This window comes from Peribacillus huizhouensis, assembly GCF_014138605.1.
Lineage (GTDB): Bacteria > Bacillota > Bacilli > Bacillales > DSM-1321 > Peribacillus > Peribacillus huizhouensis.
The window spans coordinates 227,790-245,358 of the sequence record NZ_JACJHX010000001.1 but is presented as its reverse complement, the minus strand read 5'-3'; the positions used below and the strand labels follow the sequence as shown (position 1 = coordinate 245,358).

The window sequence follows — 17,569 nt, the reverse complement described above, 5'->3', positions numbered from 1 at the left end:
TTACTTAATTTGGATTTTAGAAAGATGTTAAAACTTGAAGGAGGTGCCATGGAATGAACAACAATGAAATATACGTAAGTCTCGACATCGGTACATCCAGTGTTAAAGTAATCATTGGGGAAATGGTTAATGATACATTAAACATAATCGGTGTAGGAAATGTGAAATCAGAAGGATTAAAAAAAGGGTCAATCGTAGATATAGATGAAACAGTTCAATCGATTCAGCGGGCCGTTGAACAGGCAGAACGAATGATTGGAATGGAGATCAATAAGGTAATAGTCGGCATAAGCGGCAATCATGTAATGCTACAACCGTGCCATGGCGTTGTCGCAGTTTCAAGTGATAATAAGGAGATAACCATACAAGATGTTGTAAGGGTTAGAGAGGCAGCCGAATTGATTACGATTCCTTCTGACAGGGAGATTGTTGATATTATTCCAGTTCATTATAAAGTGGACGAGCTTGATGAGATAAGCGATCCAAGAGGCATGATTGGTGTTCGATTGGAAATGAGAGGGATATTAATCACAGGTTTGCGTACGATTTTACATAATTCATTACGATGTGTAGAAAGAGCAGGTTTGGAAATTACAGACATTGCCCTTCAGCCACTCGCTGCGGGCTCTCTTGTGCTTTCAAAAGATGAAAAAGAACTTGGAGTAGCGCTTCTAGATATTGGTGGTGGTTCAACAACACTTGCTGTTTTCGAACAAGGGTACTTGAAACATACGTGTGTGATACCAATTGGTGGAGAAACGATTACTAAGGATCTTTCTATCGTATTACGGACAACAACAGATGATGCGGAGAAGATCAAGATTAAACATGGACATGCCTTTTATGATGATGCATCAGAAGAAGATGTGTTCAACATACCAATAATCGGGAGTGATCAGCAACAACCTTGCAATCAGTTAATGTTAGCTGACATAATTGAAGCAAGGATGACAGAGATATTCGAACTTGTTCAAAACGAATTAAATAGAATTGGCGAGAGCGATCTTGCAGGAGGTTTTGTATTGACTGGCGGCGTTGTGAAGATGCCGGGAGTATTAGAACTTGCTCAATATATTTTCCAAAACCGAGTGAGAACAGCGGAACCGAATTATATAGGTGTTCGGGAACCTCAATATACAACAGCTGTTGGATTAATTAAACATGCTTGTAAAAAGACAAGAATACAAAAAAATAATGAAGCTCCTGTAGCTGCAGGTTCAGCTTACGAAAACCGAGAACAGAGTCAAAAAATGCAGCAACCTCAACCGAAAGAACGAGTGGAGAAGCCTCGGGCCGAAAAAGGTGAATCTAAATTCAAAAAGATCCTTGGTTACTTTTTTGAATAGACAGGAAATTATTGGAATATCGTCAAATTAGGAGGATTATCATGTTGGAGTTTGATTCTAATCTAGAAACATTAGCTACTATAAAAGTCATCGGTGTAGGCGGGGGCGGTAACAATGCCGTAAACCGTATGATTGAGCACGGGGTCCAGGGGGTAGAGTTTATTTCTGTTAATACAGATGCTCAAGCTCTCAATCTATCAAAAGCAGAAATCAAAATGCAAATTGGTGGTAAACTTACTCGTGGATTAGGTGCAGGGGCGAATCCAGAAGTAGGTAAAAAAGCAGCTGAAGAAAGCAAGGAACAAATTGAAGAAGCGTTAAAAGGCGCCGACATGGTATTTGTAACGGCTGGAATGGGCGGCGGTACTGGAACAGGTGCAGCTCCAGTTATCGCTCAAATTGCAAAGGATTTAGGGGCGTTGACTGTAGGAGTTGTGACTCGACCGTTCACATTTGAAGGACGTAAACGTTCAACACAAGCTCAAGGCGGTATCGGTGCCATGAAGGAATCAGTTGATACGTTAATCGTCATCCCAAATGATCGATTACTTGAAATCGTTGATAAGAGTACGCCAATGCTTGAAGCATTCCGTGAAGCTGATAATGTCCTTAGGCAAGGTGTTCAAGGGATCTCTGATTTGATCGCGGTACCTGGACTTATTAACTTGGACTTTGCAGATGTCAAGACGATCATGTCTAATAAGGGTTCTGCGCTCATGGGAATTGGTATTTCTTCAGGAGAGAATCGTGCGACCGAAGCGGCGAAAAAAGCGATCTCAAGTCCACTTCTTGAAACTTCTATTGATGGTGCACAAGGTGTACTTATGAATATTACTGGTGGAACGAATTTAAGTTTGTTCGAAGTTCAGGAAGCAGCCGATATCGTTGCAAGTGCCTCTGATCAAGAGGTAAATATGATTTTTGGTTCAGTTATTAACGAGAACTTTAAAGATGAAATTGTTGTAACGGTTATTGCTACTGGCTTTAGTGATTCAGAAGAGATTAAACCTGCATCGTCAGCGTCAAGACCTTCTTTTGGGCAAGCACGTCCAGCATCGCAAACTCCAGCTACTGGGGTAAAACGAGAAGTGAAAAGGGAAGAACATGTCGAACAGCAGCAACAGCAGCCTGTTCGTAACTCTAATCAGGCAGAAGATACATTGGATATACCGACCTTTTTACGTAACCGTAACAAACGTCGTTAATTTGTTTAATTATAAAATTTCATAGAATAAAAGTTTTATTTTGACAAATTTCTTTGTCAATAAGACTTTTTTCTCCAGTATTAAAGAGAGGATTTCTCATTAAAGGCTCTACCTCACACAATTAACACAGTTTATGTGATATATCCACGTCAAATAAACTGTACATAAATAGTGTGAGGTTTAACCTTGTTGCGATGGGACATCCTCTTTTTTGTCTGCTTTTCATTTCACTTAACTTACACCTAGTTAGTCTTAATTCACTATCATGAATATCGAAAAAACTGATAATATATATTCAAATATGACTAAAGTATTAGGAATCTAGGAACTTCGTTACTCATTTCCCCATTTCAACTAAATTTTTTGATAAAAGGAGACTAAGGGAAGTTGTACACTTCGTCTGCTATTCATTTGTATCTACTCTCCACTCGATAGTAACTAACATTTTACTTGTTTTGCTACTGCATCTATTTTAGATCAGCAGTATGAGCACTTCCCTTTATTCTAACTTAACAGGATAATAGCCCCATCTATAATATGTTAAGGGAAAAGTAGATGGAGGATGAAGAAAATCCACATTATTTTTTCTACAAAAAGTCCCAAAATATCCAGTCATAATGTGACACACTTTCTGATGCGAGGTACGATATACTTTTTGCTAACAGAAGATGTGCAAGCTATTCTGTAGAATGATTACTATTATTTTACTCTTCATTGCTTTTACAGAAAGTAATGATATCTGTGAATTCGCATTTCTAAAAGGGTGGTGTATATTTGACGCTCTATTTGGATGTTATTTGGCTATTGAATTGGATTTTTGATTGTCTTTTACTTTACTGGACTGCGATTTTGTTAAAGAGAAAAGTACCTTTTTGGAGAGTTCTTGTAGGGGGATTCCTTGGTTCTCTTATCATTGTCTTATCATTTACTTCTTATCATATGTTCGCTGATAAAGTGTTGGTTAAACTATTATTCTCCGTCTTAATGATTTTAACAGTTTATGGTTTTGGAAGGTTCTATGTTTTTATAAAAAGTTTGGCTACGTTATATTTCGTTACGTTCTTGTCTGGTGGTATTTTACTCGGACTCCATTACTTGTTTGAAACGAACATTCTATCTGGACAACACACAATGTACAAAGGGATTAATCAGTTCGGGGATCCAGTCAGTTGGATATTTGTTATTGTTGGATTCCCGCTCGCATGGCAATTTTCTAGAAGAACTTTAGATACGATAGAAATGACAAAGATTAACCATCAACAACAGGTTAAAGTTACGGTGAAAATTGATAATTTTATTTGTTCAGTAGAAGGTTTTATTGATAGTGGAAATAATCTGTACGATCCAATTTCACGTTCTCCAGTCATGATTTTATCGCTAAATGGCCGAGAAAATATGATTCCGCAAGATATGGCAGCTCTGTTTAAAAATCCAGATATTCTACTTAATGAAATGGGGGACACACAATATACGTGGGAAGATCGGTTGCGAATTATTCCAAGTAAAGTAGTTGGAAATGATCACCAATTGTTGACTGCCATTAAATCAGATTGGATTGAAATTATTCAAAATAAAGATATTTTTCGGGTGAAAACTGGACTAGTATCTTTTACTTATCAAACGTTATCAGCGGATGGTAAATTCGAATGCATTGTCCATCCGAAAATGGTAACGGGAATTCCAGTTCAAGCTGTTTCATAAGCGATAGATAAAATATACTCACATTTCTAGAAAATAGAAGGGAGAATTCAGTTGAAAAAAACTATTCTACGTCTCACTTATTACTGGTATAAATTACTATTTAAGCTTGGGTTGAAAACTGATGAAATCTTTTACATTGGAGGAAGTGAGGCACTACCGCCACCACTTTCTAAAGAAGAAGAGGAAGTTTTAATAAATAAGTTACCAAAAGGTGACGAAACAGCTCGTGCTATGCTAATTGAGAGAAACTTACGACTTGTTGTTTATATTGCGAGAAAATTTGAGAATACAGGTATTAATATTGAGGATTTAATCAGTATCGGTACAATAGGATTAATCAAAGCAGTTAATACATTTAATCCAGAGAAAAAAATTAAATTGGCTACATACGCATCTAGATGTATCGAAAATGAAATTCTCATGTATCTGCGAAGAAATAATAAGATTCGTTCTGAAGTGAGTTTTGATGAGCCTCTTAATATTGATTGGGATGGTAATGAATTATTGCTTTCCGATGTACTTGGAACAGAGGAAGATATTATAACGAAAGACCTAGAAGCTAATGTGGACAGAAAATTGTTAACAAAAGCCCTCACTCAGCTTTCTGATCGAGAAAAGCAAATCATGGAGCTCCGGTTTGGATTAGCTGGACAGGAAGAAAAAACGCAAAAAGATGTAGCGGATATGTTAGGGATTTCGCAATCTTATATTTCCAGATTAGAAAAAAGAATTATTAAAAGACTTAGAAAGGAATTTAATAAAATGGTGTAAAAATTTTTTTCTAAAGGTAGGTAGCTATTTACAATGGTTTGATCTTTAATCGGTGTTTTTTACGTTTCTTCACTGTGCATATTTTTCAAACTCCGGGAGATACTTAATTTTGAAAGGCAGCTCCTGTGAGGAGGGAAAAATTTTGTCTCGTAACAAGGTTGAGATTTGCGGTGTTGATACATCAAAACTACCGGTATTAAAAAATGAAGAAATGCGGATTCTTTTTAAAGAAATGCAAGGTGGCGATTCATCAGCGAGAGAAAAACTAGTAAACGGCAATCTTCGGCTCGTGTTGAGCGTAATTCAGCGCTTCAATAACCGGGGTGAATTTGTGGATGATCTATTTCAGGTAGGCTGCATTGGTTTAATGAAATCGATTGATAATTTCGATTTGGGTCAAAATGTTAAATTTTCGACATATGCTGTTCCGATGATTATCGGAGAAATTAGAAGATATTTACGTGATAATAATCCAATCAGGGTTTCTCGTTCGCTACGAGATATCGCCTATAAAGCATTACAGGTAAAAGAAAAGCTAATGAGTAGAACATTACGTGAACCAACAGCTGAAGAAATTGCAAAAGAATTAGATGTTTCTCATGAAGAAATTGTCTTTGCACTTGACGCAATTCAGGATCCTGTTTCATTATTCGAGCCTATTTATAATGATGGTGGAGATCCGATTTACGTCTTAGATCAATTAAGTGATGAAAAAAATAAAGACAGTCAATGGATTGATGAAATTGCGCTGAATGAAGGAATGCGTCGTTTAAATGAACGGGAGAAGATGATTCTCCGAAAGCGATTTTTTCAAGGGAAAACCCAAATGGAAGTGGCTGAGGAAATTGGCATTTCACAAGCGCAAGTTTCTAGACTTGAGAAAGCAGCAATCCGGCAAATGAATAAGAATATCCAACAATAAAGGATATTGTATGGATGGTAACAGACTCCATTTCTTGGCAAGGTCAGGAATATGGAGTTTTTTTGCGTTAATATATAAACCAAGAAAGAATTAAAATCAAGCATATGTGGTTTCATTTTAAACATATACATAGAATTAAGAAACAACATTTTGATAAAACTCCCTGATTGAAGTTATACTTTATCGCAGTATATCATGTAATACTACTATAGGAAGAATCCTTTATTCGGCTATGTTAAAGCTCATTATTGATTTTGGCATGATGTTGATTGGAGCGGAAGGCGTGAGACCTGCAGAAAACAGAGTCAAAGGGAGCCCCCACAGACGCACAGCACCGAGGAGGCTATTGGACTGCCCTTGGAAAGCGAACGAAACGACTTTCGTTTTAATCAACAGGGTTTAATAGAGCCAATTAATAAAAAAATTCGTTAAACTTGTTATTTTATTAATTTCTGAGTTTAAATAAGAGGAAATCTGCACATACCCTTTCATGATTAGACAGAGGCACTCGTTATGTAAAACGGATAATAAATTTGAATAATGTAGAGGAGCTGATCAGTTTGGTCAGAATATCTGAATTTCAAATAAAGGATATTGTCAATATTGGAGATGGAAAAAGATTGGGGAATATGGTGGATCTTATTATTAATCCTCAAGCAGGTTCCATTGAAGCGATTATTGTATCGAATGGGAGCCGGATGCTTGGGATTTTTGGAAAAGATGAAGAGATTATTATCCCTTGGAAAAAAATAAAAAAAGTTGGCGAAGATGTGATTCTCGTTGAACATTCATTTGCATTTAAAGAAAGTCTTGATGATTAGCAAGTAATTGTGCTTTTCATAGTGAAAATAAAAGGGAATATGATACACTTAATAAAAAACAAGAGGTAGGGATTATGACAGAACCATTTTTATTGCGTGAAGAAGAATTTTATTGTCTCGAAGGCTGGATGAATAAGTTTCCAGGGCTAATTGCAGGGTTCACAACAAAAAATGGTGGAGTTAGCAAGGGGGACTATGCTTCACTGAATATCGGCTTTCATGTGGGTGATAACACCGAGGATGTTATCGCGAATCGTCAAAACTTAGCAAAAAAGCTTTCATTTCCTTTAACAGATTGGGTTTGCGCTGAACAGACGCATGAGACAAAGGTTGAGAAGGTTTTCCCGTCAGACTGTGGAAAGGGCTCGAAAGATTATCTTACCAGCCTTAAAGCAACGGACGGACTTTTTACTACAGAGAAACAAATTCTCCTCACCCTTTGTTATGCGGACTGTGTACCCCTTTATTACATCGCACCAAAGTATGGCATGGTCGGGATCGCTCATGCAGGTTGGAGAGGAACAGTTTCTGGGATCGCAGCTTCTATGATTGAGTCATGGAATCAAGCTGGTATTAAGTCTACAGACATTCATGTAGCAATTGGTCCAGCTATTTGTGGCGAATGTTATGTTGTCGATAATAAAATTGTCAAGTTTGTGCAAAAATTGGTGGAAGATTATGACGAAAAGCCATATAATTTAATTAGCGATGGACAATATAAGCTAAATCTGAAACAGGTCAATACTGAAATTTTAGTAAAGGCCGGTGTTCCTCGAGAACAAATTGAAATTTCTACACTATGTACCAGCTGTGAAAATGATACATTTTTCTCTCATAGGCGTGATCAAGGAAAAACAGGACGTCTTATGAGTTTTATCGGCTGGAAGGAGGAATAAAAGGAACATTGAGAGTAGCAGATAACAAAACGATTATTGATGAAAAAATAAATGCTGCATGTCAGAAAAGTGGCAGAAGCCGTGAAGAAATTACGGTAGTAGCTGTGACAAAGTACGTTTCAGTAGAGCGTGCCAATGAAGCGATAGAAGCTGGGCTTCATCATCTCGGTGAAAATCGAGATGAAGGGCTTATAAATAAATATGCTGTATTAGGGGACAAGCCAATCTGGCATTATATTGGCAGCCTGCAAACTAGGAAGGTCAAAAATATCATAGATAAAGTGGAATATATTCATTCCCTTGATCGGATTTCGTTGGCCGAAGAAATTCAGAAGCGGGCGGCTAAGCCTATAAAATGTCTAGTGCAAGTAAATGTTTCTGGGGAAGAATCAAAGCATGGTATTACTCCTTTAGAGACGTTATCATTTATTCGTAGTTTAGAATCTTTTTCAAATATTCAAATTGCTGGATTAATGACAATGGCTCCTCTTACGGAAGATGAAAATGAACTTCGGACTTGCTTTAAAAAATTGAAGGAGTTACAAAAAGAAGTTCAATCTGCCAACATGACACATGCACCATGTATGGAGTTATCAATGGGAATGTCGAATGATTTCACAATTGCAATTGAAGAAGGTGCAACGATGATTCGCATAGGAACTGCATTAGTCGGTGGGGAATCCTAAGGAGGTACACGATTCATGTCATTTGTATCAAAATTTAAATCATATTTTGCATTGGATGATGAATATGAATACAGAGAAGAATTGGTCGAGGAAGAGGTGAAGGAAACGAAACCAATGAAATCATCGAAAAGCTTCCAAACCTCACAGAATGAAAATAAGAATGTAGTAAGTTTGCAAAGTGTTCAAAAATCTTCTAAAGTAGTATTATTAGAACCGCGTGCATACTCAGAAGCCCAAGAAGTAGCAGACCATTTAAAAAATCGCCGTGCAGTTGTAGTAAACTTGCAACGAATACAGCATGACCAAGCTAAACGAATTGTCGATTTCTTAAGTGGGACGGTTTATGCAATCAGTGGGGACATACAAAAAATTGGTACAGATATATTCTTATGTACTCCGGATAATGTGGACGTTTCCGGAAATATTACTGGGTTCGCTTTGGACGAGGAGTACGAAGAAGCGAGGTGGTAGAGCGAAATGACAATGTTAGTTGGGATTATATTAACGGTGATTAAATTTTATTCATATGCACTAGTTGCCTATATTTTAATGTCATGGTTTCCCAATGCTAGAGAAACATCGATTGGGCAGTTTTTAGCTAGGATCAGTGAGCCATATTTAGAACCGTTTAGAAGATTTGTTCCACCTCTTGGAATGATTGACTTTTCACCAATTGTTGCAATTCTTGCTTTGCAGTTTGCAGGTTATGGGATCAGTCAGATTTTCTTGTGGATTTAAAGGTATTTAAGGGAGTAGCATTTCATGAATATTTACCAGCATTTCAGGCCGGAAGAAAAAGAGTTTATTGATCATGCACGTGGTTGGGTCGAGGCGGTAAAGCAGAATTATTGTCCCAGATTAACTGATTTCCTTAATCCGCGTGAACAACAAATTTTACTTGCTTTGGTTGGAAATGATGATGCCGCTTTACTGCAATTTTTTGGAGGAAGTGAAGCGGTAGAACGTAAACGTGCCCTCATTTATCCCGATTATTATGTACCAGAGAAAGCGGACTACCAATTGATTTTATTCGAAATTTCATACCCAAAGAAATTTATTTCGTTGGAACATAGGCATGTCCTTGGTACGCTCATGTCGCTTGGTTTGAAGCGTGAGAAATTTGGTGACATTTTAATAGATGGACAGAATGTTCAATTTATAGCGGCAGCAGAAATTGAGGATTATCTTACTGCAAACTTAGAAAAAATGGGCAATGTTTCTGTTTCAATTAAAAAGCTTTCTTTAACAGAGATTATTATAATAAAAGAGCATTGGGAAGAGCAGAGCCATACCGTTTCATCACTTAGACTGGATGTTCTACTAGCTGCTGTTACTAATCTTTCAAGACAAAAAGCCCAAACTCTACTAGCTGCTGGTAAAGTAAAAGTCAATTTTAAAAGTACTGAGCATGGTTCAATGGAATGTCGAGAAGGTGACACTTTATCTGTAAGAGGGTTTGGTAGAGCCAAAATTTTGTCGATAGATGGTAAAACGAAAAAAGAAAAATGGCGAATAAGTATCGGCAGGCATAAATAATGAATAAATTAGCAAGAACATCATTTAAGACATAGAGAATACATGGAGGTGCATCATGCCATTAACCCCGATTGATATACATAATAAGGAGTTCAGTAAAGGCTTCCGTGGATATGATGAGGATGAAGTAAATGAATTTCTTGATCAGATTATTAAGGATTATGAGCTGATACTCCGGGAAAAGAAAGAACTTGAACAGAAACTGAATGAAGTAGATGATCGTCTTGGCCACTTTAATAATATTGAGGAAACATTGAATAAATCAATCATCATTGCTCAAGAGGCTGCGGAAGAAGTAAAGCGTAATGCCCAAAAAGAAGCAAAATTGATTATTAAAGAAGCTGAGAAGAACGCTGATCGGATTGTTAATGATTCTCTAAGTAAAGCAAGAAAACTTGCTTTGGAAATTGAAGAATTGAAGAAACAATCCAAAGTATTTAGGACAAGATTCAAGATGCTCGTGGAAGCACAGCTAGATTTGTTGAGTGCAGATGACTGGGATAATCTAATGGAATATGAAGTCGATGCAACCGAATTTGCAGACAAAGATTCATAATATCGCCTTGACTTTTCACACTTGTTTCGCATATAATTTCTTACAATCAACCTAATATTGATATGAAACGATGATAGGGATAGTAAATGCATTCATACACTTATTTAAGCGAACCGGAGATGGTGAAAGTCTGGTATAAGTGAACGTATTGAATATCACCCTGGAGTTCCGAGTCGAACCCGTAAAAGGCAGTAAACGAGGCGTTCATTCGCGTTACGAATGCTTGAGAGGATAAAGATATCTAATGCTTTATCTAGCCAGGGTGGTACCGCGGGAAAAAGTCTTCTCGTCCCTATTTTAGGGATGAGAAGACTTTTTTTGTTGCTTAAAAACGATATGAAGTTTTACTACCTCTATAAAAGGCTGAAAACCCCACCACAATTGTGATAGTAAATTAAATATTGAGGTAATGGGGAGGAACAAAGAAGTAGAACTAGTCAAGTTGCTTTAAGCTTTTCTAATTGGATGGAGGAAGAATTATGGAATACAAAGATACTTTATTGATGCCCAAGACAGAATTCCCGATGAGAGGAAATTTACCGAAAAGAGAACCAGAAATTCAATCAGCATGGGAAGAAATGAATATTTATCAAAAGGTGCAAGAAAAAACGAAAGGCCGACCGCTATTCATCCTTCATGATGGCCCTCCATACGCAAATGGAGATATTCATATGGGGCATGCTTTGAATAAAATCTTGAAGGACTTCATTGTTCGATTTAAATCAATGAATGGTTTTCATGCACCTTACGTACCTGGTTGGGATACACATGGTCTCCCAATCGAAACGGCACTAACAAAAAAAGGTGTGAAACGGAAAGAAATGAGTGTCGCAGAATTCCGTAAGCTTTGTGAAGAATACGCTTATCAACAAATTGATGGCCAACGTGAACAATTTAAACGTTTAGGTGTTCGCGGTGATTGGGAAAATCCATATATTACTCTTAAGCCTGAATATGAAGCACAGCAAATTAAAGTATTCGGTGATATGGCGAAAAAAGGATATATCTATAAAGGGAAAAAACCAGTTTATTGGTCTCCATCAAGTGAATCTGCACTTGCTGAAGCTGAAATTGAATACCAAGATAAACGTTCTGCATCGATTTATGTTGCATTTGATGTAGTGGATGGTAAAAACGTTCTTGAAAATGGTACGAAAATTGTAATCTGGACAACAACACCTTGGACTATTCCAGCAAACCTTGGTATTTCCGTTCACCCTGATTTGACATATGTTGTTGTAGAAGTGGATGGAACACGCTATGTAGTTGCACAAGCGCTTCTTGAGACAGTTTCTGCGACTATTGCTTGGGAAAATCCAACTGTTGTAAAAACAGTAAAAGGAAATGAGCTGGAACATGTTTTAGCGAAGCATCCTTTATATGACCGTCAATCTCTAGTTATGCTCGGTGAACATGTAACGACAGATGCAGGTACTGGTTGTGTCCATACTGCGCCTGGACACGGAGAAGATGACTTTATTGTTGGTCAAAAATACGGCCTTGATGTTTTGTGCCCTGTTGATGAAAAAGGGGTTATGACAAATGAAGCAGGTGAGTTTGCGGGTCTTTTTTATGATGAGGCCAATAAACCGATTACTGATAAGCTACAAGAAGTCGGCGCGTTATTAAAGTTGAACTTCATTACCCACTCATATCCACATGACTGGCGGACGAAAAAACCGACAATCTTCCGTGCAACAGCTCAGTGGTTTGCATCAATTAAAGATTTCCGAAGTGAACTATTGACAGCAATTGAAGAAACAAAATGGGTTCCAGCTTGGGGAGAAACTCGTCTGTATAATATGGTCCGTGACCGTGGAGACTGGTGTATTTCTCGTCAACGGGCTTGGGGAGTTCCAATTCCTGTGTTTTATGCAGAAGATGGCCAGGAAATTATCACAGATGAGACGATCAATCATGTATCTGATTTATTCCGTGAGCATGGATCAAATGTTTGGTTTGAACGTGAAGCGAAAGACTTGCTTCCGGAAGGATTTTCACATGTTGGTAGTCCAAATGGTCTCTTTACAAAAGAAACAGATATTATGGATGTTTGGTTCGATTCAGGATCATCACATCAGGCCGTTTTGGAAGAGCGTGAAGATCTACAACGCCCTGCTGACTTATATTTAGAAGGATCAGACCAATATCGCGGTTGGTTTAACTCATCGCTTTCAACTGCAGTAGCAGTAACTGGGAAAGCACCGTATAAAGGCGTGTTAAGTCATGGTTTTGCCCTTGATGGTGAAGGTCGCAAAATGAGTAAGTCAATTGGAAACGTCGTAATCCCAGCGAAAGTAATGAATCAACTTGGAGCAGATATCCTTCGTTTATGGGTTGCTTCTGTAGACTATCAATCGGATGTCCGTGTATCTGACCCAATTTTGAAACAAGTAGCAGATGTATATCGTAAGATTCGAAATACATTCCGTTTCCTTTTAGGGAATTTGGAAGGATTTAATCCAGAGACGGATAAAGTTGCCTATGAAAATCTTCGTGAAGTCGATCAGTTTATGATGATTAAATTGAATAAATTAATCAAACAAACAAAATCAGCCTATGAAAATTATGAATTTGCATCTATTTATCACCTTGTTAATAATTTCTGTACACTTGATTTAAGTGCTTTCTATTTGGATTATGCGAAGGATATTTTATATTGTGAGGCGCCTGACAGTCATGATCGTAGAGCTATCCAAACATTCTTATACGAAGCATTATTAAGTTTGACTAAGCTTGTATCACCAATCCTCTCTCATACAGCGGATGAAGTTTGGGCATTCATTCCTGGTGTTTCTGAAGAGAGTGTACAGTTAACAGTGATGCCTGAAGAATATTCTGTGACTGACACGAACACAATCGAAGAAAAATGGAATGCCTTCTTAAATCTTCGTGACGATGTACTTAAAGCGTTAGAAGAAGCTAGAAATCAAAAAGTGATTGGCAAATCTTTGAATGCAAAAGTAACTGTTTTTGTAGATGAAAAAGAACAGACTTTGTTAAATAGCATCGAAGAAAATCTTGAACAACTATTCATTGTTTCTAAGTTTGCAGTAGGTGGAACAGTGGAAGATGCTCCAAAAGAAGCAATCAAATTAGACAAAGCTGTAATTGTAGTTGATAAAGCCGAAGGTGAAACTTGTGAACGCTGCTGGAATGTTTCAGAAGAAGTAGGGACAGTTGAAACACATCCAACTCTTTGCCCTCGCTGTGCTACAGTTATGTCGGAACATTATACAAACTAAAATAGCCATCTAATAAGGATGTGTCATCAGGTCTGTTTCCTACATTATAATGTGGGGACAGACCTTTTAAAATTCGGATTATTTAACAATCTTAATTATGCAATGAATAAAGATTGTGCTACAATTCATTAGAAAAGATTGCGATTAGGTTGGGGGATTGAATATGTTCTATTATATAATTGCCCTGTTGGTTATTGCGGCTGACCAGCTAACGAAGTGGTTTGTTGTGAAAAAAATGGAGTACGGGGAAAGCATCGAAATTATTGAAAATTATCTATATATCACTTCACATCGAAATCGTGGTGCTGCCTGGGGGATTCTTCAAGGTCAAATGTGGTTCTTTTACTTGATTACTGTAGTTGTTATTATCGGAATCATGTACTACATCCAGAAATTAAGCAAAGAAAGTAAACTTTTAGGCGTAGCGCTTGGCTTAATGCTAGGTGGAGCGATTGGTAATTTTATTGACCGAGTTATCAGAAAAGAAGTAGTGGACTTCGTTCATACGTATATTTTTAATTATAGCTTCCCTGTATTTAATGTTGCCGATTCAGCACTTTGTATTGGTGTTGCTTTACTCGTAATTTATATGTTTTTAGCAGAGCGACAAGAAAAGAAGGAGAGACAGAATGACTAATTTTTCATACATCATTGAATCATCAGAAAGTAAAGCACGAATTGACAAGGCGTTAGCAACTTTGAACGAGGAATGGTCTCGAAATCAAGTTCAGCAATGGATTAAAGAGGGCCATGTTCTTGTGAATGGTGTTGCTGTAAAAACGAATTACAAATGCCAAGAAGGCGATGAAGTCATCGTTAAGATCCCTGAACTTGAAGAATTGGATGTAGTTGCAGAAGAAATGAACTTAGAGGTCTTTTATGAAGATAGTGATGTTCTTGTAGTGAACAAACCTCGTGGTATGGTCGTTCACCCGGCTCCTGGTCATACTTCTGGCACACTTGTTAATGGCTTAATGGCCCACTGTACGGATTTATCAGGTATTAATGGGGTCATGCGTCCAGGAATCGTTCACCGTATTGATAAGGATACATCAGGTTTATTAATGGTTGCTAAAAATGATATGGCCCATGAAAGTCTTGTGCAACAGTTGGTTGATAAATCTGTAACTAGAAAATATCAAGCAATTGTACACGGTGTGATTCCCCATGATTTTGGAACGATTGATGCACCAATTGGTCGTGATAAGAAAGATCGCCAAAGTATGACTGTGACTGATGAAAATTCAAAAAAGGCTGTTACTCATTTCAGGGTAATCAAACGATTCAAGAATTTCACTCATGTTGAATGTCAATTAGAGACAGGAAGAACCCATCAAATTCGTGTCCACATGAAATATATCGGATATCCGCTCGCTGGAGATCCGAAATACGGTCCAAGGAAAACATTGGATATTAATGGACAAGCTCTACACGCAGGATTGCTAGGCTTTGTACATCCGCGTACGAAGGAGTATATAGAATTTGAAGCACCGCTACCAAAAGAGTTTATAGACGTGTTGGATTATCTATCAAAAAGTAATTGACAGCTTTATAAAATAGAGATAAGATAAGTTTATGTAAATTATGAACCTTTAAAACGGTCCAGTGAGACCGAGAAGGAAACGGATAAATTGGCTAACTTTTATTGCCAATTAAAAAATTCCCCGTGCCTTCTTGGTAAGGGGATTTTTTAATGATTATAAACCCATCATAAAGTGAGGCGGGGAGACATAAATGACTGAAAAAGCAATCGTATTAGATGAACAAGCCATTCGCCGTGCACTGACTAGGATTGCGCACGAAATCATCGAGAAAAATAAAGGCATTGAAAACTGCGTTTTGATTGGAATTCGCACAAGGGGAATTTACCTCGCCAATCGACTGGCAGAAAGAATTAGTGAAATCGAAGGCAATGATATAAAAGTGGGAGAGCTTGATATCACACTTTATCGCGATGATTTATCAAAAACGACAGCGGATGGTAATCCGATCGTAAATGGATCCGATATTCCGGTTGAAATTGAGCGAAAAACCGTTATTCTCGTTGATGACGTTTTGTATACAGGAAGAACAGTACGGGCGGGAATGGATGCATTAGTTGATATGGGAAGACCATCACAAATCCAACTTGCTGTACTTATTGACAGAGGTCATCGAGAATTACCGATACGTGCGGATTTTGTTGGTAAGAACGTACCAACATCCCAAACAGAGAAAATATCTGTCTGCTTGACTGAAGTTGATCATGAAGATCAAGTAAGTATATTAGAAAAATAAATAAAGCCCTTTTTAATAGGCGGTCCTGAGAGGCTGACAAAGGGGAGAATGTTTAGACGTGACATGCCTTAATACAGGCATCATCAAGTCTTAAGCAATCCTCTTTGTGCAAAAGACAAAGAGGATTTTTTTTATGTAAATTGGAGGAAAGTTTCATGGAACAAGTAAAGAAAAAAGACATCATGTATGATGTAGAAGATGTACCTAAATTAGGGCATTGGCTTACATTAAGTTTACAGCATTTATTCGCTATGTTTGGCGCAACAGTACTAGTTCCCTTCTTAGTAGGACTTAGTCCAGCGGTAGCACTCATATCAAGTGGACTAGGTACGTTAGCATACCTGCTCATTACAAAAGGAAAGATTCCGGCTTATCTAGGCTCATCATTCGCTTTTATATCACCAATTATTGCTGCAAAAGCATCTAGTGGACCCGGCAGTGCCATGATCGGCTGTTTCGTTGCAGGGTTGGTTTACGGGCTTGTTGCACTGATTATTTATAAAGCCGGGTTAAATTGGTTAATGAATATCCTGCCGCCAGTTGTCGTTGGACCAGTTATTATGGTTATTGGCTTGAGCTTAGCTCCTACGGCTGTAAATATGGCCATGTATATTAATCCAAATACAGATAATCAGATTTATAGTATTACGAATATCACAATTGCCCTGATTACTTTAATTGTCACGATAATTGGAAACATTTATTTTAAAGGCTTCTTCGGTTTGATACCGATTTTAATCGGTATCACCGTCGGATACATTTGTTCAATTATTGCTGGCATCGTTAATTTTGAACCAATTCGAGAAGCAAATTGGTTTGAAATACCAGAATTCATGGTGCCATTTGCAACATACACTCCTACATTTTCTTGGGGAGTCATCGCCATTATGGTTCCAGTCGCGATTGTGACTCTTTCCGAACATATTGGCCATCAAATGGTATTAAGTAAAGTAGTAGGACGAAACTTCCTTGAAAAGCCTGGATTACATCGTTCGATAGCAGGTGATGGCGCTGGAATTATGATCGGCTCAATCATAGGAGGGCCACCACTTACCTCTTACGGTGAAAATATCGGTGTACTAACCATGACAAAAGCATTCAGTGTATACATTATCGGTGGAGCAGCAGTAACGGCAATCATTTTTGGATTTGTAGGTAAAATCTCTGCGGTTATAAGCTCGATCCCTTCTGCAGTAATGGGTGGCATCTCCATCCTTCTATTCGGGATTATTGCATCAAGCGGCTTGAGAATGCTGGTTGATAATAAAATCGATTTTGATAAAAAAAGAAACTTAATGATTGCTTCTGTCATACTAGTATTAGGGATTGGCGGTGCATTTCTAAAATTGTCGGATGAAGTTTCTTTATCGGGCATGGCATTATCTGCAATCGTCGGCATCTTACTAAATCTTATCTTACCTGGAAGAGAAAAAGTTTCAGGAGATATGTTTGAAAATTAATCATTTTAATAAAAAATATCATAAAGTGCGTGTTCAAAAAGGAGGATAAAAAGAGCCGAGATGTTCGAGGAGAGACAAAGCGACGAAGAAATTCGACAGTTATTTTTACCGGACTTTTTGAACATCCTTATATAGATTTTATCACCT

At 37.7% G+C, this 17,569-nt stretch carries 17 protein-coding genes and 1 other annotated feature; all 17 genes read left to right on the top strand.

The features are described from left to right. The first annotated feature begins 53 nt into the window (after positions 1-53). The gene (gene ftsA / locus HNP81_RS01120; protein ID WP_182501299.1) at positions 54-1,346 is read left to right on the top strand and encodes a cell division protein FtsA; all 1,293 of its coding nucleotides are present in this window, start codon (positions 54-56) and stop codon (positions 1,344-1,346) included. 41 nt (positions 1,347-1,387) lie between these two features. Then, complete coding sequence (gene ftsZ, locus HNP81_RS01115) at positions 1,388-2,551, top strand: cell division protein FtsZ (protein WP_182501298.1); 1,164 nt, start codon at positions 1,388-1,390, stop codon at positions 2,549-2,551. 774 nt (positions 2,552-3,325) lie between these two features. Then, positions 3,326-4,252 (top strand): sigma-E processing peptidase SpoIIGA, encoded by a 927-nt coding sequence (gene spoIIGA, locus HNP81_RS01110; RefSeq protein WP_028392935.1) that lies wholly within the window; start codon positions 3,326-3,328, stop codon positions 4,250-4,252. Between the two features lie 51 nt (positions 4,253-4,303). Then, positions 4,304-5,023 (top strand): RNA polymerase sporulation sigma factor SigE, encoded by a 720-nt coding sequence (gene sigE / locus HNP81_RS01105; RefSeq protein WP_028392934.1) that lies wholly within the window; start codon positions 4,304-4,306, stop codon positions 5,021-5,023. A 142-nt stretch (positions 5,024-5,165) separates the two neighbouring features. Beyond that, on the top strand, positions 5,166-5,945 hold the full coding sequence (gene sigG / locus HNP81_RS01100; protein WP_028392933.1) for an RNA polymerase sporulation sigma factor SigG: 780 nt from the start codon (positions 5,166-5,168) through the stop codon (positions 5,943-5,945). Between the two features lie 560 nt (positions 5,946-6,505). Continuing rightward, entirely contained in the window at positions 6,506-6,766 is a 261-nt protein-coding gene (locus HNP81_RS01095) for a YlmC/YmxH family sporulation protein (RefSeq protein WP_028392932.1), read from the top strand. A 74-nt stretch (positions 6,767-6,840) separates the two neighbouring features. After that, positions 6,841-7,662: a peptidoglycan editing factor PgeF gene (gene pgeF / locus HNP81_RS01090; RefSeq protein ID WP_182501297.1), complete on the top strand. Its 822-nt coding sequence runs from the start codon at positions 6,841-6,843 to the stop codon at positions 7,660-7,662. A gap of 8 nt (positions 7,663-7,670) precedes the next feature. Next, the gene (locus HNP81_RS01085; protein WP_028392930.1) at positions 7,671-8,348 is read left to right on the top strand and encodes a YggS family pyridoxal phosphate-dependent enzyme; all 678 of its coding nucleotides are present in this window, start codon (positions 7,671-7,673) and stop codon (positions 8,346-8,348) included. Between the two features lie 15 nt (positions 8,349-8,363). After that, positions 8,364-8,819, top strand: coding sequence for a cell division protein SepF (locus HNP81_RS01080; RefSeq protein WP_028392929.1), 456 nt, complete (start codon positions 8,364-8,366; stop codon positions 8,817-8,819). A 6-nt stretch (positions 8,820-8,825) separates the two neighbouring features. Continuing rightward, positions 8,826-9,086, top strand: coding sequence for a YggT family protein (locus HNP81_RS01075; RefSeq protein WP_028392928.1), 261 nt, complete (start codon positions 8,826-8,828; stop codon positions 9,084-9,086). Between the two features lie 24 nt (positions 9,087-9,110). Then, positions 9,111-9,884 carry a YlmH family RNA-binding protein gene (locus tag HNP81_RS01070; RefSeq protein WP_028392927.1) on the top strand — a complete coding sequence of 258 codons (774 nt, stop codon included), beginning with the start codon at positions 9,111-9,113 and terminating at the stop codon, positions 9,882-9,884. A 55-nt stretch (positions 9,885-9,939) separates the two neighbouring features. Next, the gene (locus HNP81_RS01065; RefSeq protein ID WP_028392926.1) at positions 9,940-10,440 is read left to right on the top strand and encodes a DivIVA domain-containing protein; all 501 of its coding nucleotides are present in this window, start codon (positions 9,940-9,942) and stop codon (positions 10,438-10,440) included. Positions 10,441-10,501: 61 nt separating this feature from the next. After that, positions 10,502-10,737: a binding site (T-box leader), on the top strand. Positions 10,738-10,919: 182 nt separating this feature from the next. Further along, on the top strand, positions 10,920-13,685 hold the full coding sequence (gene ileS, locus HNP81_RS01060) for an isoleucine--tRNA ligase (protein ID WP_182501296.1): 2,766 nt from the start codon (positions 10,920-10,922) through the stop codon (positions 13,683-13,685). Between the two features lie 163 nt (positions 13,686-13,848). After that, on the top strand, positions 13,849-14,322 hold the full coding sequence (gene lspA, locus HNP81_RS01055) for a signal peptidase II (RefSeq protein ID WP_182501295.1): 474 nt from the start codon (positions 13,849-13,851) through the stop codon (positions 14,320-14,322). Continuing rightward, positions 14,315-15,229: an RluA family pseudouridine synthase gene (locus tag HNP81_RS01050; RefSeq protein ID WP_182501294.1), complete on the top strand. Its 915-nt coding sequence runs from the start codon at positions 14,315-14,317 to the stop codon at positions 15,227-15,229. Before lspA ends, HNP81_RS01050 begins: the two co-directional genes overlap by 8 nt. A 190-nt stretch (positions 15,230-15,419) precedes the next feature. Further along, on the top strand, positions 15,420-15,962 hold the full coding sequence (gene pyrR / locus HNP81_RS01045; RefSeq protein WP_028392922.1) for a bifunctional pyr operon transcriptional regulator/uracil phosphoribosyltransferase PyrR: 543 nt from the start codon (positions 15,420-15,422) through the stop codon (positions 15,960-15,962). 155 nt (positions 15,963-16,117) lie between these two features. After that, positions 16,118-17,422: a uracil-xanthine permease family protein gene (locus HNP81_RS01040; RefSeq protein ID WP_028392921.1), complete on the top strand. Its 1,305-nt coding sequence runs from the start codon at positions 16,118-16,120 to the stop codon at positions 17,420-17,422. Positions 17,423-17,569 lie beyond the last annotated feature (147 nt).